The sequence below is a fragment of the Anaeromassilibacillus senegalensis genome, from assembly GCF_001261775.1.
GTDB classification, from domain to species: Bacteria; Bacillota; Clostridia; order Oscillospirales; family Acutalibacteraceae; genus Anaeromassilibacillus; species Anaeromassilibacillus senegalensis.
The window spans coordinates 324682-348134 of the sequence record NZ_LN868536.1; the positions used below are offsets into that span (position 1 = coordinate 324682).

20 protein-coding genes are annotated in these 23453 nt (G+C 55.1%); 15 read left to right on the forward strand and 5 right to left on the reverse strand.

Translation table 11 applies throughout. From position 1 onward, the window contains the following. Positions 1 to 41: 41 nt before the first annotated feature. Positions 42 to 2249 carry a heavy metal translocating P-type ATPase gene (locus BN2106_RS03845; protein WP_154666417.1) on the forward strand — a complete coding sequence of 736 codons (2208 nt, stop codon included), beginning with the start codon at positions 42 to 44 and terminating at the stop codon, positions 2247 to 2249. An 18-nt stretch (positions 2250 to 2267) separates the two neighbouring features. Here BN2106_RS03845 and BN2106_RS03850 read toward each other — a convergent pair whose 3' ends face one another. Both BN2106_RS03850 and BN2106_RS03855 read right to left on the reverse strand, forming a co-directional pair. Then, the gene (locus BN2106_RS03850; protein ID WP_154666418.1) at positions 2268 to 2579 is read right to left on the reverse strand and encodes a hypothetical protein; all 312 of its coding nucleotides are present in this window, start codon (positions 2577 to 2579) and stop codon (positions 2268 to 2270) included. Between the two features lie 272 nt (positions 2580 to 2851). Continuing rightward, complete coding sequence (locus BN2106_RS03855) at positions 2852 to 3145, reverse strand: DUF6809 family protein (protein ID WP_050697255.1); 294 nt, start codon at positions 3143 to 3145, stop codon at positions 2852 to 2854. A 154-nt stretch (positions 3146 to 3299) separates the two neighbouring features. Here BN2106_RS03855 and BN2106_RS03860 point away from each other — a divergent pair, with 154 nt between their 5' ends. The 14 genes from BN2106_RS03860 (at position 3300) to BN2106_RS03925 (ending at position 20108) form a co-directional block, all read left to right on the forward strand. Then, positions 3300 to 3512 (forward strand): helix-turn-helix domain-containing protein, encoded by a 213-nt coding sequence (locus tag BN2106_RS03860; RefSeq protein WP_050697256.1) that lies wholly within the window; start codon positions 3300 to 3302, stop codon positions 3510 to 3512. A 266-nt stretch (positions 3513 to 3778) separates the two neighbouring features. After that, on the forward strand, positions 3779 to 6532 hold the full coding sequence (secA, locus tag BN2106_RS03865) for a preprotein translocase subunit SecA (RefSeq protein WP_050697257.1): 2754 nt from the start codon (positions 3779 to 3781) through the stop codon (positions 6530 to 6532). A gap of 197 nt (positions 6533 to 6729) precedes the next feature. Then, positions 6730 to 7635, forward strand: coding sequence for a phosphate ABC transporter substrate-binding protein (locus BN2106_RS03870; protein ID WP_050697258.1), 906 nt, complete (start codon positions 6730 to 6732; stop codon positions 7633 to 7635). 135 nt (positions 7636 to 7770) lie between these two features. After that, positions 7771 to 9132: a phosphate ABC transporter permease subunit PstC gene (gene pstC, locus BN2106_RS16910; protein ID WP_082236350.1), complete on the forward strand. Its 1362-nt coding sequence runs from the start codon at positions 7771 to 7773 to the stop codon at positions 9130 to 9132. Next, a complete protein-coding gene (pstA, locus tag BN2106_RS03880; RefSeq protein ID WP_050697259.1) occupies positions 9122 to 9994 on the forward strand; it encodes a phosphate ABC transporter permease PstA in 873 nt (290 codons plus the stop codon). Before pstC ends, pstA begins: the two co-directional genes overlap by 11 nt. A 32-nt stretch (positions 9995 to 10026) precedes the next feature. Beyond that, positions 10027 to 10785, forward strand: a complete 759-nt coding sequence (pstB, locus tag BN2106_RS03885) for a phosphate ABC transporter ATP-binding protein PstB (RefSeq protein ID WP_407921738.1) — start codon at positions 10027 to 10029, stop codon at positions 10783 to 10785. 408 nt (positions 10786 to 11193) lie between these two features. After that, entirely contained in the window at positions 11194 to 11853 is a 660-nt protein-coding gene (gene phoU, locus BN2106_RS03890; RefSeq protein WP_050697261.1) for a phosphate signaling complex protein PhoU, read from the forward strand. A gap of 19 nt (positions 11854 to 11872) precedes the next feature. Further along, on the forward strand, positions 11873 to 12568 hold the full coding sequence (locus BN2106_RS03895; RefSeq protein WP_050697262.1) for a response regulator transcription factor: 696 nt from the start codon (positions 11873 to 11875) through the stop codon (positions 12566 to 12568). Positions 12569 to 12689: 121 nt separating this feature from the next. Further along, on the forward strand, positions 12690 to 14441 hold the full coding sequence (locus tag BN2106_RS03900) for an ATP-binding protein (protein ID WP_050697263.1): 1752 nt from the start codon (positions 12690 to 12692) through the stop codon (positions 14439 to 14441). A 224-nt stretch (positions 14442 to 14665) separates the two neighbouring features. Next, a complete protein-coding gene (locus BN2106_RS03905; protein WP_050697264.1) occupies positions 14666 to 15979 on the forward strand; it encodes a phenylacetate--CoA ligase family protein in 1314 nt (437 codons plus the stop codon). A 16-nt stretch (positions 15980 to 15995) separates the two neighbouring features. After that, positions 15996 to 17738 (forward strand): indolepyruvate ferredoxin oxidoreductase subunit alpha, encoded by a 1743-nt coding sequence (iorA, locus tag BN2106_RS03910; RefSeq protein ID WP_050697265.1) that lies wholly within the window; start codon positions 15996 to 15998, stop codon positions 17736 to 17738. Next, positions 17735 to 18316, forward strand: a complete 582-nt coding sequence (locus BN2106_RS03915) for an indolepyruvate oxidoreductase subunit beta (protein ID WP_050697266.1) — start codon at positions 17735 to 17737, stop codon at positions 18314 to 18316. Before iorA ends, BN2106_RS03915 begins: the two co-directional genes overlap by 4 nt. A 39-nt stretch (positions 18317 to 18355) precedes the next feature. Next, positions 18356 to 19663 (forward strand): phenylacetate--CoA ligase family protein, encoded by a 1308-nt coding sequence (locus tag BN2106_RS03920; protein WP_050697267.1) that lies wholly within the window; start codon positions 18356 to 18358, stop codon positions 19661 to 19663. Between the two features lie 13 nt (positions 19664 to 19676). Beyond that, on the forward strand, positions 19677 to 20108 hold the full coding sequence (locus BN2106_RS03925; protein WP_050697268.1) for an ACT domain-containing protein: 432 nt from the start codon (positions 19677 to 19679) through the stop codon (positions 20106 to 20108). Between the two features lie 107 nt (positions 20109 to 20215). On the opposite strand, the gene BN2106_RS03930 is transcribed toward BN2106_RS03925, so the two are convergent. From BN2106_RS03930 to BN2106_RS03940, 3 genes are read right to left on the reverse strand one after another with little or no spacing between them, the layout of a single operon-like run. Next, positions 20216 to 20668: a GNAT family N-acetyltransferase gene (locus BN2106_RS03930; RefSeq protein WP_050697269.1), complete on the reverse strand. Its 453-nt coding sequence runs from the start codon at positions 20666 to 20668 to the stop codon at positions 20216 to 20218. A 16-nt stretch (positions 20669 to 20684) separates the two neighbouring features. Then, positions 20685 to 21053 carry a VOC family protein gene (locus BN2106_RS03935; protein ID WP_207641692.1) on the reverse strand — a complete coding sequence of 123 codons (369 nt, stop codon included), beginning with the start codon at positions 21051 to 21053 and terminating at the stop codon, positions 20685 to 20687. A gap of 26 nt (positions 21054 to 21079) precedes the next feature. Further along, positions 21080 to 22693, reverse strand: coding sequence for a peptide ABC transporter substrate-binding protein (locus BN2106_RS03940; RefSeq protein WP_050697271.1), 1614 nt, complete (start codon positions 22691 to 22693; stop codon positions 21080 to 21082). Positions 22694 to 23453: the final 760 nt, after the last annotated feature.

The window sequence follows — 23453 nt, forward strand, 5'->3', positions numbered from 1 at the left end:
GTGAGAACATTTGGCCCGGAAGGGCGGAGGGAAGCTTTATCATGAAAGAATTGACAGTAGAGATCGGCGGTATGCACTGCGTCATGTGTGCCGCGGCAGTGGAAAAATCCCTGAAAAAACTGGACGGCGTACAGGAAGCGGATGTAAGCTACGCGTCGGAAAGTGCACATATCGTTTTTGACGAACAGAAGGTCAACTTAAAAAATATTACCAAAAACGTCAAGCAGGCAGGCTATGTAGTGGTGGAAGACAAAGGCGCGTTCCAGCAGCGGGAATTCCAGAAGCTGCTGATCAGCTTTATCATTTCCGCCGTTTTGACGCTGCCCTTTATGGTGGAAATGGTGCTGATGTTTGCCGCGCCCAACGCTCCGCTGATGCACACGCTGCACAACGGCTGGCTGCAGCTGACGCTGGCGACACTGGTGGAATTTGGCATTGGCTGGCGGTTCTTTGTGGGCGCATGGGAATCCATCCGCTCCGGCAGTGCCAATATGGATGTGCTGGTGAGCCTTGGCACGTTGGCGGCGTACCTGTACAGCCTCTATAATGTTTTGACGGGCGGGCACACCTATTATTTTGAGGCCTGCGCCGTGGTCATTACCTTGGTGCTGCTGGGCAAGTTGTTTGAGACAAAGGCGAAGGCGCGCGCCAATTCGGCGGTGGAGAGTCTCCTGCAATTGCAGCCCAAAATGGCAACAGTCCTGCGCGACGGCACGGAACAGCAGATTCCCACGGGAGAAATTGTACCGGGAGAAATCGTATTGGTGCGTCCGGGAGAGGGCGTCGCGGTGGATGGAAAAATCGTCAAGGGCGATTCCGCAATTGACGAATCCATGCTGACCGGTGAGAGCATTCCTGTCAACAAGACGGTGGGGGACAGCGTATTTGCCGGTACGGTCAACCGCCAGGGTGCGTTCCAGTTTGAAGCGACGGGCGTGGGGAAAAGCACCATGCTTTCTTCTATTGTAAAAATGGTCCGCTCCGCCCAGCAGAGCAAGCCGGCGGTGCAGAAGCTGGTGGATCAGGTGGCGTCCATCTTTGTGCCGACAATTCTGGTCATCGCGCTGGTTTCCTTTGCCGTTACCTGGTTCGTGACCGGCGACGTCGCGCCCGCAATCTATCATGCGGTGTCCGTATTGGTGATCGCGTGTCCGTGTGCGCTGGGCTTGGCGACGCCCACCGCCTTGATGGTGGGGACCGGTATGGCGGCCAACGCGGGCATTTTGATCAAGGACGCGGATTCCATGCAGATGGCTGGCAAGATCAAGAGCATTGTGTTGGACAAAACCGGCACGATCACGGAGGGTCAGCCGAAGCTGACGGATTTTGTGCCGTTTGAGGGATTTGACAAAACAGCTTTGCTGCGATACGGTGCGGCGGCGGAGAAGCTGAGTGAGCACCCGGTGGGCCAGGCAATCTATACCTATTGTGCGGAGCACGCCGGTGCGGTTCCGGAAGCGGAGGAGTTCAACGCGCAGGTGGGCAGCGGCGTGCATGCCATGGTGGACGGCCATAAGATTTATATCGGCAAGTTTGAAAACGACGCGACCGCCAAACTGGAGCAGCAGGGCAAAACCGCCGTCACGCTGACCGTAGACGGACAGCCTGCCGCGGTCTTCGCGGTGGCGGATAAGGTCAAGGAGGACTCCGCGAAGGCGGTTCAAAAATTGCAGGAGCGCGGCATTGAGGTCTATATGGTCACCGGTGACAACGAGGCGACGGCAAAGGCCATCGCGGCACAGGTCGGCATCACTCACGTGATCGCGGGTGTGCTGCCCGGCGACAAGAAAGAAAAGGTCGCGGAGCTGAAGAAGCATGGCGTGGTTGCCATGGTGGGTGACGGCGCGAACGATGCCCCGGCGCTGGCCGCCGCGGACATCGGCATGGCGCTCGGCACCGGCACGGATGTGGCGGCCGGATGTGGCGGCGCAGGCGGGCTCCCTTGTCATCATGAGTGGCAGCCTGCTGGATGTGCCGAAGGCGATCACACTTTCCAAGGCCATTATGAGCAAAATCCGGCAGAACCTGTTCTGGGCGTTCATCTACAATACCATCGGTGTGCCGCTGGCGGCGTTCGGGCTGTTGAGTCCGATTGTGGCGGGCGCGGCGATGGCGTTCAGCTCCGTGTCCGTGGTGACGAATTCGCTGCTGCTCAAAAGGAAACGGATAGACGGATAAAGTATCAAAGGAAAACCTCTGTTGCCCAGACATCATGTTTGGAGCAGCAGAGGTTTTTCTGTAAACAGTGAATGACAAACCAATGAAGATTACGAATCCGAGAAACTGTTTTCGTAGTAGTCGAAAAATTTTGAGACGTTAATGCATGCTTCTTGGAGCGCTTCGTCGTCCGTGACAATTTGGATACCGTATACTCCATAGGGTTTCCAATTGGATGGCGAAATGGGTTCCAGCTGAAATTGCTGCTGAATGGCCGCGATTCCGGAAGCATAGTCGATGCATGCCTGTTGGAAAGCCTCTTCGGGATTCTCAAAGACAGGCGTTCCAAAGGAGTTTAGTCCCAGTGCATAGGCGTCCTTGTCGTCCAGAAATGCGGGAATCTGATCCTCTGAAAGAGGCACGACCACTTTTGCGCATAGGTTGTTTATTCGATATTGCTGACAAATAACCAGAAGGATACATGCGGAAAGAATGCACAAGGAAGAGAATAGAAATTGTTTTATATGTTTTCTGCGCAGGTTTTTCTTCAATTGCTCGTTTGATAACAATTTATGCATACTCCTTTCTGTATAACCATCTGTTATTGCGGTAGTTGGTTTAAAGCAGCCATGAATGAAAAGGTAATCGATCTCATTTAAATGATAACATATTAAATAGCAATTCGACAATATTCTTAGAGGATGGATTGAAAATTACCGTCTTCCTTTTGCAACGCTTCCAACAGGATGTTTGCCCCCAAACGAAATCCCTCAATAAAATGCTCCATTGCTGCGATCTGTGCTATGTCGGAGGAGATATTGCTATATTCCGTAAAAAGATCGCGGATCGGTGCTGCCAGCAGCGATTCAATTTTATCCTCCAATTCTGACATATGCCGAAGTCCCTTATCATACGAAGATCCCCGCACGATGGTTTTATCGTTTGGGTTTATGTTGCCGTAATAAAGATTTTCTAATGTTTTTCGCATTTTCTCACTTCCTTATAAAATAATATTTTAACTCTATAAGGTTATATTATATCCTTATAATGGTTTTTGTCAAGGCGATTTCTAGCTTTATATTGATACTTTTTAATTTTATCGGTATCCTTTTTATCAGAACAGGAAAAACGGGGCGAGAAGAATGCTGAAAAACTACATCCGGCACCGCATGGCGGATCAGAAGATCGACGATATTACCGAGCTGATAGAGCGTTCCGGCGTGAGCCGGAATTCGATTAACAAACTGTTCCGGGGAAGCAATGTGGAAACCTTGAAGCTGGACACGCTGATGCGCCTTTGCGACGCACTGCACTGCAACCTTTCCGATCTGGTGGAATACAAATATGAAAAATAAAATGGGTGGGAAAATTTTTGATGGTTTTCCCACCCGTTTTTTATCGTTTATGGATGGACTTCTATTTGGTTTTGTTTGACAAATTCCACAAATCGAACAGCCAAATTCATGATTTGTTCTTCCTTTTTTCACCCGGCTATGTTATAATAATGCCCGTATGCTTGATCTGAGAGAGAAAGGCCCCTCCGTTGGGAGCCAGGCGGAATCTCTGTTGGCGGACGGGCTTTTTTAACCGGTATATAATAAATTGTTTGAGGTGACATTTCATGGGAAACATTTTAAAAGCGTTTTTCGGCAATTACAGCAAGCGCGAGCTGAAGCGCGTGCAGCCGCTCTGCGACAAAGTACTTGCCTTGGAAGAAAAATATAAGGGGCTCAGCGACGAGGAGCTGCAGGCGCAGACCCCCGTGCTGAAGGAACGCCTGGCGAAGGGCGAGACGCTGGACGATATCCTGCCGGATGCGTTTGCCGTCTGCCGCGAGGCGTCCTGGCGCGTGCTGAATATGCGTCACTTCCCGGTGCAGATCATCGGTGGTATCGTGCTCCATCAGGGCCGTATCGCGGAGATGCGGACCGGTGAAGGTAAAACCCTTGTTGCGACTCTGCCGGCATATCTGAATGCGCTTTCCGGAAAAGGCGTCCATGTAGTCACCGTCAACGATTACCTGGCCCGCCGCGACTCCGAGTGGATGGGTAAGGTCTACCGCTTCCTGGGCCTCTCCGTCGGCCTGATCGCGCACGATATGGACAATGCGGACCGTCAGCGCGCGTATCAAGCGGATATCACCTACGGTACCAACAACGAATACGGATTCGATTACCTGCGCGACAACATGGTGATCTATAAAGAGAATAAAGTGCAGCGCAGCCATAACTTTGCCATCGTCGACGAAGTGGACTCCATCCTCATCGACGAGGCCAGAACCCCGCTGATTATTTCCGGCCAGGGGGACAAGTCCACCGAGCTGTATAACATCGCGGACGCGTTCGCACAGACTCTGCACTTTGTCAAGGTTGCGGAGCTGGATGAAAAAGAGGACAACGACGCCCTGTATGAGGACGCGGACTACCTTGTCAATGAAAAGGCGAAGACGGCGACCCTGACGCAGAAGGGCGTCAAGAAAGCCGAGTCCTATTTCAATGTGGAAAACCTGACCGACGCCGATAACATCACCCTGCAGCACCACATCAACCAGGCCATCAAGGCCCGCGGCGTCATGACCAAGGATATTGACTATGTCGTCAAGGACGGCGAGGTCATCATTGTCGACGAGTTTACCGGCCGTCTGATGTACGGCCGCCGCTATAACGAGGGACTGCATCAGGCCATCGAGGCGAAGGAAGGCGTGAAGGTCGCGCGCGAGAGCAAAACGCTGGCGACGATCACCTTCCAGAACTTCTTCCGCCTGTATGATAAGCTCTCCGGTATGACCGGTACCGCGATGACGGAAGAGGCGGAATTCCGTGAAATCTATAAGCTGGACGTCATCGAAATCCCCACCAACCGCCCGCTGGCGCGTGAAGACCTGCCGGACGTCGTCTACAAGACCGAGAAGGGCAAGTTTAATGCCGTCATCGACGACATTGTGGAGCACCATGAGAAGGGTCAGCCGGTTCTGGTCGGCACCATCTCCATTGAAAAGTCCGAGGAACTGAGCAGGCTGTTGAAGCGCCGCGGCGTCAAGCACGAGGTGTTGAATGCGAAGTACCATGAGAAGGAAGCGGAAATCGTCGCGCAGGCAGGCCACAAGAACGCCGTCACCATCGCGACGAACATGGCCGGCCGTGGTACCGATATTATGCTGGGCGGCAACGCCGAGTACATGGCGAAGTCTGAAATGCGCCGCATGCAGTATACGGAAGAGATGATCAGCGCGGCGGATTCCTACTATGAAACGGAAGACGAAGAGATTCTGGCGGCGCGCAAGGTATACCAGGAACTCAAGGCAAAATACAGTGAAATTACCAAGGTTGAAGCGGAGGAAGTCCGGAAGGTCGGCGGCCTGTACATCATCGGCACCGAGCGCCATGAGTCCCGCCGTATTGACAACCAGCTGCGCGGCCGTGCGGGCCGTCAGGGAGACCCCGGTTTAAGCCGTTTCTATATCTCTCTGGAAGACGATCTCATGCGTCTGTTTGGCGGCGAGCGCATTACTTCGATGATGGACACGCTCAAGGTGGACGAGGATACGCCGATTGAGGCGGGTATGCTCACCAAGACCATCGAGGGTGCGCAGAAGAAGATTGAAGGCCGTAACTTTGCCATCCGTAAAAATGTTCTCCAGTTTGACGACGTCATGAGCCGTCAGCGTGAGATCATCTATGGCCAGCGCGACCAGGTGCTCAACGGCGAGGACATCCGCGAGCAGGTGGTCAAGATGATCGAACAGGCCATCGAGGCACAGGTGCAGAAGTTCCTGCCGAAGGAGACCCTCAAAGAGGACTGGGACCTCAACGGGCTGCGCGAGCACTACATGGGCTGGATGATCGGCCCGGACGACCTGGTGTACGACGAGAGCGAGCTGGAGCGGCTGGAACCGGAATTCGTTCAGGAAGAGCTGACCAAGAAGGCGATGGAACAGTACGAAGCGCGTGAAAAGGCGTATGGCGACACGGTCATGCGCGAGCTGGAACGCGTGATCCTGCTCAAGAACGTCGACCGCGAGTGGATGGACCACATCGACGCGATGGAGGAGCTGCAAAAGGGTATCCGCCTGCGCGCCTACGGCCAGCACGATCCGGTTGTGGAATATCGTCTGGAAGGCTTTGATATGTTCGACGAGATGATCGCGACGATCCGCGAAAATACCGCCCGCATGATGCTCACCGTGCAGCTGCGCACGCAGGAGGAGCCGAAGCGCGAGCAGGTGGCAAAGCCGACGGCGACCAGCGCCGATGGGACGGATGCCAACCAGCCGGTGCGCAAAGGCAAGAAGATCGGCCCGAACGATCCCTGCCCCTGCGGAAGCGGCAAAAAGTTTAAGAAATGCACCTGTGAAAAGTACCACCCGGCAAACTAAATAGAAACAATCAACGATCCCCTGCTGCGTTTGTGCGCGGCAGGGGATTTTTTGCGCCCGGAAGGATTTTGGAAGAATACGCATATTTATTTTATTTTCATCTAAACTAAGCTTAACCTGATTTTAACATTGCCCCGGTAGAATGAACCCGTACTTAAAAAAGAATCAACAGAAGAAAATGAAGGAGCAATGAAACAATGAAAAAGATCCTTTCGATCCTGATGGTAATTGCGATGATCTGTTCCGCCGCTGCGTTTGTCGGCTGCGCTTCCGAGGTGGAGGGCCAGTCTGTTACCCCGTCTTCTCAGTCCACACCTGATGCGAACACGCCCTCCGGCGCTCATCCGGATTCTCCGGATGAAACGCCTTCCATCAGCGGCAACCTGACCCTGAATGGTTCCACCTCCATGGCAAAGGTATGCCAGGCGTTGGGCGAGGCGTTCCAGGTGAAATATCCGGACGTCACTGTCACCAAGAGCGGCAACGGTTCCGGCGATGCGCCCAAGGCAGTGCTTGCGGGCACGGCGCTGATCGGTGACCTTTCCAGAAACCTGAAGGACGAAGAGGATCCGAGCCAGTTTGAGATCAAGCAGATTGCCATTGACGGCATCGCAATCGCGGTGAATAAAGAGAACCCGGTCACGGAGCTGACCAGCGAACAGATCACAAAGATCTTTACCGGCGAGATCAGCAACTGGAAAGAGCTCGGCGGCAACGACCAGAAGATCACAGTGCTGGGCCGCGAGGCCGCTTCCGGCACCAGAGACGGGTTTGAATCCATCTTTGACTGCAAAGAGAGCTGCGTTTACGCGGCGGAGATCACCTCCACCGGTGAAGTGGTTGCAAAGGTCGGTTCCGACCCGTCCGCAATCGGCTATGTTTCCCTCGACTCCGTCAATGATTCCATTATTGCCTGCAAGGTGGACGGCGTGGAAGCCAACGAAGAAAACATCGTAAACGGCTCCTACAAGGCACAGAGACCCTTCGTGCAGATTTACAAAAAGGGTTCTGACAGCGAGCTGATCAAAGCCTGGTTCGATTTCCTCTATTCCGACGAGGGACAGGAAATCATTAAGAGTGTCGGCCTGGTAACCGCTGAATAAAAACAGGAACAGGGGCGCAGATACAGCTCCATCGTGCAAAAGTTGTAGATACGCCCATAAAAATGCTCCGGCGCCCATGCTGCGCCGAAGCATTTTGTCCTGTCCAGACAGTTCGAAACGAACGGAGGGCATTTTATGCTGCAAGCGACATTGACAAACGAACGCGCGGAACATAAACGCGCCACAGCCAACCGCATCAAAAAGATCATTGCGGTTGCGCTGGGCGCTGTGATTGCGCTTTCCTTCTTTTTTCCATACATCCGGTTTGTTTTTAAAGACAGCGTTTACGCGCTGAGCGGGCTGCAGCTCGCAACCGTACGGGGCATGCGCGTGGCCGGTCCGCAGATGAGCGGTTTGGTCACCATTCCCCTTTTGACGCGGATCGCGGTGATCGCCGGAGTGGCGCTGGCGCTGCTCGGCATCGTACTGCTTTTGCTGCGCAAACCGGTCCTTGCGGGAACGGCGTATATTCTTGCCGGAATCACTCCGCTGATCGTGCTGATTACCACTTCCAACATCCAGACGGCGGTCACATCCCTCAATATCAGTGAGATTTCCGTGCAGTATCTCTGGCCGTTTTTGGGCACACTCTTTCTGGGGATCATCAGCGCAGTGTTGTGCCTGTGGACGCAGGGGACGGAACGGCTGGCGGAATCCATCTTCAAGGTGGCGTCCTGCGTTTCCGTCGGGTCCGTTGTGGTGATCACCATTTATATTTTGGTGACAGGCGCGCCGGCCATCGCACAGATCGGCTTGGGAGAATTCCTGTTCGGCAGGGAATGGGCGGCCAGCTCGGAAAAATTCGGGATTCTGGCGCTGATCCTCTCTTCCATCGCGGGAACCGCGGGTGCAATTCTGCTGGGGGTGCCGATCGGCATCCTCACGGCGGTTTTCCTTTCGGAAACAGCGCGGCCCGGCGTGGCCAAGCTGGTCCGTCCGGCGGTTGAACTGCTGGCGGGCATTCCTTCGGTCATCTACGGCTTCTTCGGCATGCTGGTGATCGTTCCGGCGATCCGTACCTTTCCGCCCTTTCAGGGCAATACAACGGGCGACAGCCTGTTGGCCGCGATCCTGATTCTGGCGATCATGGTCTTGCCCACAATTGTCAACGTGTCGGAGACGGCGCTGCACGCCGTGCCGATTTCCTACCGCGAGGCTTCCCTGGCGCTGGGCGCCACACCGACTACGACCATTTTCAAAGTGACGATCCCGGCGGCGAAGTCCGGTATCCTGGCGGGCGTGATTTTGGGCGTGGGCCGCGCGATTGGCGAGACCATGGCGGTCATCATGGTGGCGGGCAACGTCCCCAATATGCCGAGCCTGCTCGGCCCGGTGCGCTTCCTGACAACGGGTATTGCAATGGAGATGAGTTATTCTTCCGGTTTGCACCGGCAGGCGCTGTTCGCCATCGGGTTGGTGCTGTTTGTGTTTATCATGATTGTCAATATCAGCTTTACCTATATCTCCAAGAAGGGAGTGCAGATGGATGCCGAGTAAGTCTTTATACTGCAAGCACAAGCACGTTTCGGATTCTGTCCTGAAAACGCTGATCTATTTAGCCGCCGCAGTGACCGTTGTGGTGCTGGTCGGTATCCTTGGCTATATTCTGGTCAACGGCGTGCCGTACATCACCTGGAAATTCATTTCCACCCCGTATTCTGAGATGAACCCGGATCTGAAGGGCATCCTGCCGATGATCATCAATACCCTCTATATTGTTGTAATTACCCTGCTGATCTCCGCGCCGATCGGCATATCCTCCGCAATCTACCTGACGCAGTATGCCAAACAGGGCAGGCTGGTCAGGGCCATCCGGTTTACAACGGAGGTGCTCTCCGGTATCCCGTCCATCATCTTCGGCCTGTTCGGTTATACGGTCTTCTGTGTGCTGTTCCGTTTGCAGGTGTCTATTCTGGCGGGCTGTTTGACTATGACCATCTGCATTCTGCCGACGATCATCCGCACGACGGAGGAATCCCTGATCGCGGTGCCGTCTTCCTTCAAAGAGGGCGCGCTGGCGCTGGGCGCCGGCAAACTGCGCGTTATTCTGGGCATTGTTTTGCCATGTGCCATGCCCGGCGTGCTGACAGCGGTGATCCTGGCGGTGGGACGCATCGTGGGCGAGAGCGCCGCGCTGCTCTTTACCTCCGGCATCGGTTACCACATGCCGAAGGATTTCTTCCGCCAGATTTTGACCAGCGGCCGCACACTGACGCTGCACCTGTACCAGACGGCGCGCGAAGCGTCCACGCCGGATGCGATGAATATCGCCTTTGCAACCGCCGCCGTGCTGCTGATCCTGGTGTTCCTGCTCAACTGTCTGACCAGGCTGGTCACGAAAGTGCTGCAAAAGCAGTGAGACCTTCAGAAAGGGTTGAATCAGAAATGGAAATGGGTAAAAGTAAGATTACGATTGAGGACCTCAACTTATATTACGGGGATTTCCACGCGCTCAAAGGCGTGAGCATTGAAATCCCGGAACATAAAGTCACCGCGTTTATCGGGCCTTCCGGCTGCGGTAAGTCCACCTGCCTGAAGACGTTGAACCGCATGAATGATTTGGTAGACGGCTGCAAAATTACGGGCAAGGTTCTGCTGGACGGCGAGGACATCTACGACCCGCGCACCGACGTAACGATGCTGCGGCGCCGTGCGGGGATGGTGTTCCAGAAGCCGAACCCCTTCCCGATGAGCGTCTACGACAACATTGCCTATGGGCCGCGGGTTCACGGGATCAAGAGCAAGCAGAGGCTGGATGAGATTGTGGAGCGCTCCCTGCGCAGCGCCGCCCTGTGGGACGAGGTGAAGGACCGCCTGAAAAAGTCCGCACTGGGCCTCTCCGGTGGCCAGCAGCAGCGCCTTTGCATCGCCCGCGCGCTGGCGGTGGAGCCCGATGTGATCCTGATGGATGAGCCGACCAGTGCGCTGGACCCGGTTTCCACGCTGAAAATTGAGGACCTGATGGACGATCTGCGCTCCCAATACACGGTCATCATCGTGACGCACAACATGCAGCAGGCCGCGCGTATCGCGGACAACACGGCGTTTTTCCTGTTGGGTGAGATCGTGGAATACAGCGATACAAGGACGATGTTTAACCAGCCGAAGGACGAGCGCACGGAACGGTATATCACGGGCCGCTTTGGCTGATTTCTCTTGTGGGGTATGGATAATGAAATACCCCTACACCTTGTAAATTTTTGACGAGGCCGTTGCAGAACAAAACTACAACGGCCCCGGAAGTTTACCCGGCAGCACAAAAAATCCATAAAGAACCATATCGCTCGTTCCCACTCACTCTTCTCGACCTCCGGTCGGACGTTCGCTAGAGGCTAAAGCCTTGCTCGACGCTCTAAACGACCATTGCCGCTTTTTAAAAACGTAGAAGAACATATTTTAAGCATTATCTGCAAGGTAAAAATGGTTCTCGCCTCAGACGCGTCCCGACCGGAGGTCCAGAAAAGCGGAAAAACGCATTTTGCTCTACACAACAATCAAAACAGGGACTGTTTTGCAGCGTGCTTTTTATGATATAATAAAATAGATTGGAGTGATTGTATGCCCAGAAAGCTTTTTGACCGCGAAATCAACGATCTGATCCGCCGCATGACGGATCTGGGAAATACGGTGGACGGGCGCGTCCAGACGACCATCGAGGCCCTGCGCACGCAGGATATGGAGAAGGCCAAGTGGGTGGCGCAGAACGACAATGAGATTGACAGTGAGGAACATGCGATTGAACAGACTTGCATGAATCTGATCGCTTTGCAGCAGCCCATCGCAAGCGACCTGCGCATTATCGCGTCCTGCCTGAAAATCCTGACCGATATGGAGCGCGAGGCGGACCAGTGCGCCGATATCTGCGACATCCTGATGATTGCCAACCTGGACCGCAACAGCCTGGCGCTCTCCCATGTGGTCCAGATGCTGGAGGCCGCCCGCGCCATGTTCCGCGATTCCATCGACGTGTTCCTCAGCCGCAATGTGGAGACCGCGCGCGCCATCTGCAAGGCGGACGACAACGTGGACGCGATGTTCTCCCGCATTGTGCTGGAGGTCTGCAATATCATTACGGAAAATCCGCAGAACGTCATGTGCGACGTCGACCTGATCTTCATCACCAAATATGTGGAGCGCATGGCGGACCATGCCACCAATATTGCGGAATGGGTGATTTACATGGAGACGGGCGAGCATCCGGAGCTGAATACAAAATGAGGAAGAGAGGGCTGTTTTTATGCCTTTGATTTACGTTGCGGACGATGAACCGAATATTCGCAAGCTGGTTGTTTTCGGATTAAAAGACGAAGGGTTTGATTCGGCGGAATTTGCGGATGGGGAAAAGCTGCTGGCCGGTGTACAGGCGCGCCGGCCGGACGCAATTGTGCTGGATTGGATGATGCCGCCGCCGGACGGTTTGGCAGTCTGCCGTACCCTGCGGGCGTCTCCGGAGACGCGGAATATTCCGATTTTAATGCTCACCGCACGCGGGGAGGAGATCGACAAGGTGCTCGGTCTGGAACTGGGTGCGGACGATTACATAGTCAAGCCCTTTGGCATGAAGGAGCTGTGCGCCCGTGTGCGCGCGGTGCTGCGCCGGGCGGAGCGCGCGGCGGAGATTCCGGAGCAGACGCTGGAATGCGGCGGCCTGAAGGTGGACATCACCCGGCATACTGTGGAGAAAAACGGCGAGAACGTTGAGTTGACCGCCAAGGAATTCGACCTGCTTGCCATGCTGATGAAGAACCGCGGCAAGGTTCTTACCCGTGACAACCTGTTGGATAAGGTGTGGGGTGTGGAATACTTTGGAGATACGCGCACCGTGGATGTTCACGTGCGCTACCTGCGCCAGAAGGTGGAAAATGACCCGGATAAGCCGGTGCTGATTCAGACGGTGCGCGGCGTGGGCTATAAATTTGCGGACCTGAAGTAGCGCCGGAGGCGGTCTCAGGATGCATGAAATATGGGGAAGCCGACCAGACACCCCTGGTATTTACCGTAAAACGTGTATTGCGATACCGTTTCTTTGTCAGCTTTATGGGGAGGGCGTACATATGAAAAAACAGATGCTGCTGTGCAATGTGGGAATTATTCTCATCGGCTTTGTGGCGGCGTTCCTGACGGCGACCGTCCTGGTGCAGAATCAGTACCAGGAGGAGTTTACCAACCGGCTGAACGCGGCATTGGCGGTGATTTCCACACAGGAAGACGAAGTAACGCGCCATCCACAGCAGCTGGCGCTGCAAATGGGCAACTCTCTGCACAGCGCCGGCCAGCCCATGCGCATCACCGTGCTGGACCGAATGGGCAACGTCGTTGGCGACAGTGAAAAGGAAGATATCAGGGAAAACCACTACGACCGTCCGGAGATCGTCCAGGCGCGGGAAGGCGGTTATGGATACGATACCCGCAGGAGCGCCAGCGTAGGGGTTCCCTTTTACTACGCGGCGGTGCAACTGGGCAGCGGTTATTACCTGCGCGCCGCATTGCCGCTGGAGGATTTGGAACGAACCATCCGCAAGATGTGGCTGGATGCGCTGCTGGGCGTTCTGTTCGGCGTCATCATGGTCAGTATCGCGTCCAGTTTGTTTGTGTCGTGGCTCAGCCAGCCCCTCAAGCGCATGAGTGAGGCGGCGAAGAAGCTGTCCCGGGGGGACTTTCAGACGCGGGTGCGCGGCAAGTTCAACCACGAGTTCGCGGAGCTGGCGCAGTCCTTTAACCAGATGGCAGATAACACAGAGAACGCCGTGGAGCTGCTCCGCACCAAACAGGATCAGCTGGAAGGCGTGCTGCAGGGAATGAACGACGGTGTTCTGGCGGTGAACGATCAAAATGAAATTCTGTTTTTGAACCGGCGCGCCTGTTCTTTATTGGATTGTCCGGGTTTAAAAGCGGGCGATAAGCTGGACGGCAGCCTGCTGCTGACGCGTTTGGCGGATCTGCTGGCGGAGGCCGTCCGGACGGGCGAGCCGGCCAGCCACGAGCTTTCAGACCTGCCGGAGGATCAAAAATACACCGTTTATACCGCGCCGATGGACGGGCAAAAGACGCCTGCCGCGCTCGCTGTCGTGACGGATGTTACGCGTATCCGCAAGCTGGAACAGCTGCGCAGCGAGTTTGTCTCGAATGTGACGCACGAGCTGAAAACGCCGCTGACTTCCATCCGCGGCAGCATTGAGCTGCTCAAGAGCGGCAACCGGGACGAGGAGACCCGCCGGTATTTCTATGATGTGCTGGACATTGAAGCGGAGCGGCTGCACCATTTGATCGACGACATGTTGGTACTCTCCCAGATTGAAAACGCAAAGGAAGACCCCTCCATGCGCCCATGCAGCGTCGGTGAGGCGCTGGAGCGCTGCCTGGAGCGCGCCATGCCGTTGACAAAGGAAAACCAGGTGCAGCTTCATCTGGATGCTTCGCCGGATCTGTATGTTGCCTGCACGCCTACCCGGCTGGAACAGCTCTTCGATAATCTGATTACCAATGCCGTCAAGTACAACGTGCAGGGTGGATCGGTCCTCGTCACCGCGCAAAAACAGCGGCAGACGGCGGTCATCCGCATTCGCGACACCGGCATTGGCATCGCAAAGGAGCATATGCCGCGCCTGTTTGAGCGCTTTTACCGCGTGGATACCAGCCGTTCGCGCGAGATCGGCGGCACGGGTCTGGGGCTGTCCATCGTAAAGCACCTGGTTGCCCTTTACGGCGGCGAAATCGGCGTGGAAAGCGTGCCCGGCAAAGGCACCGCGTTTACGGTCATTCTGCCGCTGGCCGCAAAGAGTGGAGCGGACGATTCATTGCTTTAAAGAGTTATAGCGTGGCGAAAATTGGAAGCGCATGCCGTCTAGGCATGCGCTTTTGGCTATTATCAATAAAAAGTGCTGTTGAATCTGAACAGTTTGCTTTAATTCGTGGGGGTTCCACAAAAAGACGGTTGCAATTTGTCAGAAAAAGAGTTAAAATAACAAAAAGAGAACCGCACCAAAGCCGAACTTTGGTGCGGTAAATTTTAGGTTAGGTGGGGAGCGCCATGTTCTATCAAAAAGACGTGGAAACCATGCGCCGCGCAGATATTGAGGCGCTTCAGCTGCAAAAGCTGAAGAAGATGGTGGACTATTGCTATCACAATATCCCGTTTTATCACGAGCGGTTACAGGCGGCCGGCGTGACCGGCGACAAGATAAAGACCCTGTCGGATATTCAGTACATACCGTTTACTACAAAGGACGATATCCGGGACAACTATCCCTTTGGCATGATGGCACGCCCAATGAAGGACATCGTGCGCATCCACGCGTCGTCCGGCACCACGGGCAAGCCCACGGTGGGCGTGTATACACAGGGGGATATCGATGTCTGGGCGGACCTGATCGCACGCATCGCGGCGGCGTCCGGCGTCACGCAGGATGACATCATCCAGATTTCCTTTGGATACGGCCTGTTCACGGGCGCGTTGGGCCTCCACTATGGTCTGGAAAAACTGGGCGCGACGGTCATTCCGGCGTCCTCCGGCAATACGGCGAAACAACTGATGATGTTCCGCGACTTCGGTGTGACAGGACTGGTGGCAACGCCCTCCTATGCGCTGTACCTGGGCGAGATGGTCAAGGAATCCCCGTATCCGGCCAGCGCCTACAAGCTGCGGCTGGGTCTGCTGGGCTCCGAGGGCTGCACCGAGGAAATGCGCGCGCAGATCGAAAAGAACCTGCACATGTTTGTTACAGATAATTACGGCATGACGGAGCTGGGCGGTCCCGGCGTTTCCGGCGAATGCGAGCTGCGCTGCGGCCTGCACTTCGCGGAGGACCACTTCCTGCCGGAGATCATTGACCGCGACACGCTGGAGCAGAAGGGTCCCGGCGAGGTCGGCGAACTGGTAGTGACGACCCTGTCCCGCGAGGGCATGCCGGTGCTGCGCTACCGCACCAAGGACATTACGCGCATCAACTATGAGCCGTGCGCATGCGGCCGCACCCACGCGCGTATGGATAAAGTAATGGGACGCACGGACGATATGCTCATCATTAAGGGCGTCAACGTCTTCCCGTCCCAGATCGAAAGCGTGCTGGTTGGCATGGAGCATGTCGGCCCGCACTATCAGCTGATCGTGCGCAAACAGAACTTCCTGGATACGCTGGAAGTGAAGGTGGAGCTGACGAGCGGGGAACTGCTGAGCAGCTACGGCGAGCTGGAAGCGGTCCAGCGCAAGATTCACGACCGCCTCAAGAGCGTACTCGGTTTGGAGACAAAGGTCACGCTGGCGGAGCCGAAGTCCCTGGAGCGCTTCCAGGGCAAGGCAAAGCGCGTGCTGGATTTACGCAATCAGCCGGAAGAAAAGGCATAATAAAGGGAGATATCGTATGAAAGAATTATTATTGGGAAACGAAGCGGTCGCGCGCGGCCTCTATGAGGCCGGCGTCAAGGTGGTGTCCAGCTATCCGGGCACGCCCAGCACAGAGATCACCGAAACCGCGGCAAAGTATGATGAAATCTATTGCGAATGGGCGCCGAACGAGAAGGTCGCGGCGGAGGTCGCGGCGGGCGCGAGCTTTGCGGGCGCGCGTTCCTTCTGCGCACAGAAGCATGTGGGCCTGAACGTGGCGGCGGACCCGCTTTTCACCATGAGCTACATCGGCGTCAACGGCGGCATGGTCTTTGGCGTGGCGGACGACCCCGGCCTACACTCCTCGCAGAACGAGCAGGATTCCCGCAACTACGCCATCGCGGCGAAAATGCCGATGCTGGAACCTGCGGATTCCGCCGAGTGCCGCGATTATACCAAGCTGGCGTTCGACCTGTCTGAAGAGTTCGACACGCCGGTCTTTGTCCGCCTGACCACGCGCATCTCGCACAGCCGCAGCCCGGTGGAGCTGCATGAGCGCGAGGAGCATGAACTCAAGCCGTATGAGAAGAACCCGGCCAAGAACGTCATGCTGCCCGCCTTTGCAAAGCCGAAGCATCATAAGGTGGAAGAACGGCTGGTAAAGCTGGCCGATTGGGCGGAAACCTCCGGGATCAACACGGTGGAGGACAACGGCGCAGAAATCGGCGTGATCGCCGCCGGCGCGGTTTACCAGTATGCCAAGGAAGTATTGGGAGATACAGTCAACTACTTGAAGCTGGGCATGGTGCATCCGCTGCCGCTCCATATGATCCAGAATTTTGCTTCCAAAGTCAAGGAAGTCTATGTCATTGAAGAGCTGGACGATGTGATCGAGACCTTCTGCCGCAAGAACGGAATCGCCGTTCACGGCAAGGACGTCTTCCCGCGCTGTGATGAGTTCTCTCAGAACGTCATCCGCGCCTGTATGTTAAAAGAAGAGCCGGAAGTCATGTCCGTGGACGTGGAAACCCCGATGCGCCCGCCGGTCATGTGCTGCGGCTGCCCGCACAGGGGCCTGTTCTATACGCTGAAAAAGGCGAAGGTTTATGTCAGCGGCGACATCGGCTGCTACACGCTGGGCGCGTCCGCCCCGCTGAGCGCAATCGACACCTGCGTCTGCATGGGTGCGTCCGTCTCCGCGCTGCACGGTTACAATAAAGCGCGCGGCAAGGAAGCCGAGCAGAAGAGCGTCGCCGTCATCGGCGATTCCACCTTCATGCACTCCGGCGTCACGGGCCTGATCAACATTGCGTACAACCAGAGCAATTCCGTCGTGATTATTCTGGATAACTCCATTACCGGTATGACCGGCCACCAGCAGAACCCGACCACAGGCTACAATATCAAAGGAGATCCAACCGCGAAGGTGGACCTGGAGGCGCTCTGCCGCGCCGTGGGCATCAACCGCGTGCGCGTTGTCGATCCGTACGACCTGAAAGCGGTGGACGCGGCGCTCAAAGAGGAGCTGGCGGCGGAGGAGCCCTCCGTGATCATCAGCCGCCGTCCGTGCGCGCTGCTGAAATATGTGAAGCACAAGCCCTCCCTTGTGGTGGATACGGAAAAATGCATCGGCTGTAAAGCTTGCCTGGGCATCGGATGCCCGGCCATCAGCGTGAAGAACGGCAAGGCGGCCATCGATTACACCCAGTGCGTGGGCTGTGGCGTGTGCACGACCTTGTGTCCGAAGACAGCCATCACAGAGCAGGAGGTACAGGCATGAGCAACGTAAAAAGTATTATGATCGTCGGCGTGGGCGGACAGGGAACCCTGTTGACCAGCCGCGTTTTGGGCAACGCCATGCTGAACCAGGGCGTTGACGTAAAAGTTTCCGAAGTGCATGGCATGAGCCAGCGCGGCGGCTCCGTTGTGACCTATGTGCGCTATGGAGAGAAGGTCTATTCCCCGATCATCGCGCAGGGCGGCGCGGATATCCTGCTTGCCTTTGAAGCGCTGGAGGCGGCCCGCTATCTGCCGTGGCTCAAGCCGGACGGCACCGTGATCGTCAATACCCAGCAGATGGACCCGATGTCCGTCGTCACCGGGCAGAAGGAATATCCGGAGGACATCCTTGGCGAAGTGACGAAGCAGGGCGCGAAGATGGTCGCCATCGACGCGCTGGGGCTGGCGGAGCAGGCCGGTTCCGTCAAGGCGGTCAATGTGGTGCTTATCGGCGCAATGGCGAAGAAGCTCGACCTGCCCAAAGAGGTCTGGATTGACACCATCAAGGCGACCGTGCCACAGAAATTTATTGACCTGAACCTGAAGGCCTTTGAACTGGGCTACAACGCCGAAGTCTGAACATACGGGGATCAGTTTTTGAAAAGAGGGATGATACAAATGCACGGGAATTATTTTGAGCCGGAGCTGGAATGCGCCTCGCGCGAGGTGCTGCATTACATCCAGTCAAAAAAGCTGGTGAAAATGGTCCATCTGGCGTACAACAATGTTCCGCTTTATAAGAAGCGGTTTGATGAAATTGGCTTGCAGCCGGGGGATATCAAATCCATCGACGACATCAGCAAGCTGCCGTTTACCTATAAGGACGACCTGCGCGACAACTATCCCTTTGGCATGTTTGCGGTGCCGAAGGAGCAGCTGGTGCGCATCCACGCGTCCTCCGGCACCACCGGCAAACAGACCGTTGTGGGGTATACCAGACATGACATTGACGTGTGGGCGCGCAGCGCGGCCCGCAGCATTGTAGCGGTGGGCGGCACCAAGTCGGACTATGTACATGTTTCCTACGGCTACGGCCTGTTTACGGGCGGTATGGGACTGCACTACGGTGCGGAAAAGCTGGGCGCGACGGCAATCCCGGTTTCCACCGGCAATACCAAGCGGCAGGTGCAGATCATGCAGGATTACGGTTCTGATATCCTATGCTGTACGCCGTCTTATGCGATGTACATCGGCGAGACGGTGCGCGACATGGGGATTGATCCCAAAACACTGAAGCTGCGCGCCGGAATTTTCGGTGCGGAGCCGTGGACGGAGGAAATGCGCCGTGAAATCGAGCGATTGCTCGACATCCGTGCTTATGATATTTACGGCCTTTCAGAAATTGCCGGTCCCGGCGTTTCCTGCGAATGCCAGATGCAGGCGGGCATGCACGTCAACGAGGATATGTTCTTCCCGGAGATTATCGATCCGGAAACGGGCAAATCCCTGGCGGACGGCGAGTTCGGCGAGCTGGTCTTTACGTGCATCGGCAAAGAGGCGCTGCCGCTGATCCGTTACCGCACGCGCGATATCTGCACTTTGAACCACGAAACCTGTGAGTGCGGAAGAACCCTGGTCCGCATGGGCAAACCGCGCGGCCGCACGGACGACATGCTGATCATCCGCGGTATCAACGTATTCCCATCCCAGGTGGAAAGCGTACTGCTGGAGCTTGGCATGGCGCCCAGCTATCAGCTGGTGATCGACCGTGTCAACAATCTGGACTGCATGGAAGTGCAGGTGGAGATGACGGAGGATATGTTCAGCGACACCGTCCGCAGTTTGGAAAGCACGGAACACAAGATTGCCAACGCACTGCAGTCCACACTGAACATTGCGGCGAAGGTCCGCCTGTTGGAACCCAAGTCCATTCCGCGTTCGGAAGGCAAAGCAAAGCGCGTCATCGACAAACGAAACAAAGGTTAAAGGAGGAATTGGCATGCAGATCCAGCAGATTTCGATTTTTGTGGAAAACAAATCCGGCCGGCTGGCGGAGATCACGGAGGCGGTCGCGGAAGTGGGCGTGGATATCCGTGCGGTTTCCATTGCTGACACCAGCGATTTCGGCATTCTCCGCCTGATTGTCGACAAACCGAAGGAAGCGGTGGAAGCGCTGAAGGATAAGGGCATGACGGTATCCCTCACCAGCGTCATCGCCATGGGCATCAACGACCAGCCCGGCGAATTCGCCAAGGCGTTGCGCGTGTTGGCGGACAATACCATCGGCGTGGAATACATGTACGCCTTTGTCAGCCGCGAACACGGCAAGGCGTTTGTGATTCTCCGTGTGGACGACAGCAACCGTGCCGTGGAGGTGCTCAAAGAAAACGGCATCACCATTTTGAGTGCGGAAGAAATTTACGGAATGTAATTTTTAAAAGATTGATACAGATAGAAAATACCGCTTTGCCATGTATGTGGCAAAGCGGTATTTTTTGCAGCACAACTATATTTTTGGGGGAAGGGGAAGACATGAAATCAGCGGGATCCGTCTTTTTGCAGAAGCAGCCTTCCGCTGGAGAAGGTGTTCCGAACCCGGAATCCCAACCTGGTATACAACGCGACTGCCCTGGTGTTGGCAGTGAAGACATACAAATAGACCGGCAGATTGGTGTTCAAACAGCATTGCAGCAGAACGGCAGTTCCAATGCCTTTGTTTTGAAAGGCGGGAAGGATACACAGGTCATCCAGCTCCATTTTGCCGTTGGCAGGATGGAAATAGTAGTATCCGGCCTTTTGATTCTCATAGAGAATGCAAGTATACGCTTCGATGTGCGATTGGATTTTTTGCCGTACCCACGTCAGTGCTTTTTCGTAATCGATGGCCTGCCGGTCTTCATAGCGGTCGATCTGCTCCTTGTTCAAGAGAAAGATGGCTTCAGCATCGGCTGCGCCGGCTGGTTCGTATGTTAATGTTATAGCGTTTTTCATTTCGGCAGTCCTGTACTCAAAGATTCAGCCCATCAATTTTCTGAAATTCAACGGTGTAGCCGTTTGGATCTTCCAGAAAGAAGGAGTAAACCGGCTGGGAGAGATGCGGTGCCGGGCAGCTCTTGGTCTGGATGCCCAGCGCCAGGATGCGCTGGTATTCCGCGTCGACATCCTCTCTGCTGGCGCAATTCAGGGACAGACATAACTTGCCGGAGGCGGTCTGTCCGTCGCCATATTGGACAAATGCAAACGAGCCGTGCCCAATGCCAAAAATACGGACTGTCTCCGTGGAGAAAACCGTCTGCAGGCCAATCACCTTTGTATAAAAATCCTGTGTCTCCGCGAGGTCGAGACAGGGATAAAAAGCGACCATAGATGTAATCATATCCATTCCTTCCTTTTTGTGAACAATCATCCTTTGCCCGCGCTGATAAAATCAACTCCGCCGCCGTAGGGATGAAAGACAATGCCGGTCACGCCCGGTGCGGAGGCGAAGTAGTGGCTTTCGTAATAGAGCGGGTAAAAGATACACTGTTCGTTTAAATAGCGCTCCATGGCGGCACAGGTGGCGGCCGCTTTTACACCGCTCTGATGCTCCGCAGCGGAAAGGTGCTCGTCATATCCGGTGGAGCGCAGGCCCGCAGGATTGTTTTGGCTGCTGCTTTTAAAGAGGTTCAGAACGGCGAGCGGACCTTCCGCGTCCGGCGTAATGGAACAGATGGCAAGCTGATAATTGCCGCTGGCGACGCGGGACGCGAGTTCCCTTTTAGAAAGCGATTCCATATTAAAATAGTAGTCGAACTGGGCGTTCCATTCGGTCAGCATTTCGTTGACCATCAGGCGCACCTCCGGGTCGTCCGGGCAGAGGATGGTCACCTTGGGCAGCGTTTCCAATCCCAGCTCCTGAATACCGGCGGCAAGGTATTGCACCGCTTGCGCATCCTGTTGAAGATAAAAGGGCCCGCCCGCCTGCTCGCGGTAGTTCTTTCCCAATAGCTTGGTATCCGGCGTGATGATGTTTTCCGCCGCTGTGGTTCCGGCGGGAAGATGGGAAAGCACCCTTGCGCGGTCAAACGACTGGGTAAACGCTTTTCGGATATTCAGATTCCGCATCAGCGCGTTTTGCGTATTGAAGCAGAGCCCCCAGGTGGTGTCCTCAAAGCGGGTGATCGTGCAGCCCATCTCTTTGGCTTCTTCCACGCGTTCGGCCGGCATGGCGATTGCATCCACCGTGCCGTTTTTTAATGCGGCAATGGGGTCGGAGACATCCGCTTTTTTGCTGCCAATGCTGAATTTGATGTCGGAGGGCAATGGCTTTATGTCGCCGGAATAACCGGAGAACCGGCGCAGATTGATATAGGAGCCGTGTTCCCAGCCATAGATTCCGTCAATGGCAAACGGGCCGTTTCCGAGCAGGGTGGATTTCTCCAATCCGTAGCGGCCCTTGGTAGATTCAAAAAACGGTTCGTGGCACGGCATACAGACGGCGGAGGCGGTTAGCTTTGGGAAATCCTCATACGGATAGGCCAGCGTTACCACAAGCTTGTGTGTTCCCGCTGCGGTTATGCCCAGCTGCTCCAGGGGGAGTTCCCCATTGCGGACCGCCCGGGCGTTTTGAATGCACAGCAGCGGATCACTGGTGGTGGAGCCGGTTGCGGGATCGAGCGCCCGGCGGAACGCGTAGACAAAGTCGTCCGCGGTGACAGGCGTTTTTTCCTTGTCGTTCCATACGGCGTCCTGCCGTAGGGTAAAGGTAAATTCCGTAAAAGTATCGTTGGGAGTCCAGCTTTCTGCCACACCGGGGGTTGGATTCCCATCCGCATCCAACCGTGTCAGACCTTCAAACAGTGCCTGAATCAGGATTGTCCCCGATGTATCGTTGGCAATCTGCGGGTCGAGTGTTTTCGGTTCCGCGTCCAAATGGTATTGAAAGGATTTATTGGCGTTGCTCGGCGCTTTTTCCTCACAGGCGGTAACGCACAACAGGAGGGAGAAACAGAGCAGCACCGCCGCCAGTCGTTTCATCCGGTCAACTCCTTATCTATCTTTAAAGTCAAATGCAGCATATTTCGATCAGAGTGCTTATATTTTAACATCTTTTCCCAAGTGTTGCAATCGAGGGGGTGGAAATGTCACACAATCGTAAGGTTGCTGTGGGACTGAACTTTTGATAAAACGGAATATTTTGGGAATTCGCTTCATTGGTATCTGTTTTTTGTCCTATGGATAGGGTATAATAACCTCACGCCGTGACCGGAAGTAAAACTTCCGACGGCTGGGAGAACATTGAATCATCCTGGATTAAAGCGGTAAAGGGGCTTTGGTGGTTGTTTTTCAAGGTCACTATAGGTTTAGGATGATTGAATAACCTCACGCCGTGACCGGAAGTAAAACTTCCGACGGCTGGGAGAACATTGAATCATCCTGGATTAAAGCGGTAAAGGGGCTTTGGTGGTTGTTTTTTTAAGGTCACTTTAGGTTTAGGATGATTGAATAACCTCACGCCGTGACCGGAAGCAAAACTTCCGACGGCTGAGAGAACATTGAATCATCCTGGATTAAAGCTATAAAGGGGATTTGGTGGTTGTTTTTCTAAGCCGCCGTAAGTTTAGGATGATTGAATAACCTCACGCCGTGACCGGAAGTGAAACTTCCGACGGCTGGGAGAACATTGAATCATCCTGGATTAAAGCTGTAAAGGGGCTTTGGTGGTTGTTTTTCAAGGTCACTATAGGTTTAGAATGATTGAATAACCTCACGCCGTAACCGGAAGTAAAACTTCCGA

What these genes read in the sequence shown, in the direction of transcription:
- BN2106_RS03845 (WP_154666417.1), top strand. Translation starts at nt 42, where the DNA reads ATGAAAGAATTGACAGTAGAGATCGGCGGTATGCACTGCGTCATGTGT.
- BN2106_RS03855 (WP_050697255.1), bottom strand. Translation starts at nt 3,145, where the DNA reads ATGCGAAAAACATTAGAAAATCTTTATTACGGCAACATAAACCCAAAC.
- BN2106_RS03860 (WP_050697256.1), top strand. Translation starts at nt 3,300, where the DNA reads ATGCTGAAAAACTACATCCGGCACCGCATGGCGGATCAGAAGATCGAC.
- secA (WP_050697257.1), top strand. Translation starts at nt 3,779, where the DNA reads ATGGGAAACATTTTAAAAGCGTTTTTCGGCAATTACAGCAAGCGCGAG.
- BN2106_RS03870 (WP_050697258.1), top strand. Translation starts at nt 6,730, where the DNA reads ATGAAAAAGATCCTTTCGATCCTGATGGTAATTGCGATGATCTGTTCC.
- pstC (WP_082236350.1), top strand. Translation starts at nt 7,771, where the DNA reads ATGCTGCAAGCGACATTGACAAACGAACGCGCGGAACATAAACGCGCC.
- pstA (WP_050697259.1), top strand. Translation starts at nt 9,122, where the DNA reads ATGCCGAGTAAGTCTTTATACTGCAAGCACAAGCACGTTTCGGATTCT.
- pstB (WP_407921738.1), top strand. Translation starts at nt 10,027, where the DNA reads ATGGGTAAAAGTAAGATTACGATTGAGGACCTCAACTTATATTACGGG.
- phoU (WP_050697261.1), top strand. Translation starts at nt 11,194, where the DNA reads ATGCCCAGAAAGCTTTTTGACCGCGAAATCAACGATCTGATCCGCCGC.
- BN2106_RS03895 (WP_050697262.1), top strand. Translation starts at nt 11,873, where the DNA reads ATGCCTTTGATTTACGTTGCGGACGATGAACCGAATATTCGCAAGCTG.
- BN2106_RS03900 (WP_050697263.1), top strand. Translation starts at nt 12,690, where the DNA reads ATGAAAAAACAGATGCTGCTGTGCAATGTGGGAATTATTCTCATCGGC.
- BN2106_RS03905 (WP_050697264.1), top strand. Translation starts at nt 14,666, where the DNA reads ATGTTCTATCAAAAAGACGTGGAAACCATGCGCCGCGCAGATATTGAG.
- iorA (WP_050697265.1), top strand. Translation starts at nt 15,996, where the DNA reads ATGAAAGAATTATTATTGGGAAACGAAGCGGTCGCGCGCGGCCTCTAT.
- BN2106_RS03915 (WP_050697266.1), top strand. Translation starts at nt 17,735, where the DNA reads ATGAGCAACGTAAAAAGTATTATGATCGTCGGCGTGGGCGGACAGGGA.
- BN2106_RS03920 (WP_050697267.1), top strand. Translation starts at nt 18,356, where the DNA reads ATGCACGGGAATTATTTTGAGCCGGAGCTGGAATGCGCCTCGCGCGAG.
- BN2106_RS03925 (WP_050697268.1), top strand. Translation starts at nt 19,677, where the DNA reads ATGCAGATCCAGCAGATTTCGATTTTTGTGGAAAACAAATCCGGCCGG.
- BN2106_RS03930 (WP_050697269.1), bottom strand. Translation starts at nt 20,668, where the DNA reads ATGAAAAACGCTATAACATTAACATACGAACCAGCCGGCGCAGCCGAT.
- BN2106_RS03935 (WP_207641692.1), bottom strand. Translation starts at nt 21,053, where the DNA reads ATGATTACATCTATGGTCGCTTTTTATCCCTGTCTCGACCTCGCGGAG.
- BN2106_RS03940 (WP_050697271.1), bottom strand. Translation starts at nt 22,693, where the DNA reads ATGAAACGACTGGCGGCGGTGCTGCTCTGTTTCTCCCTCCTGTTGTGC.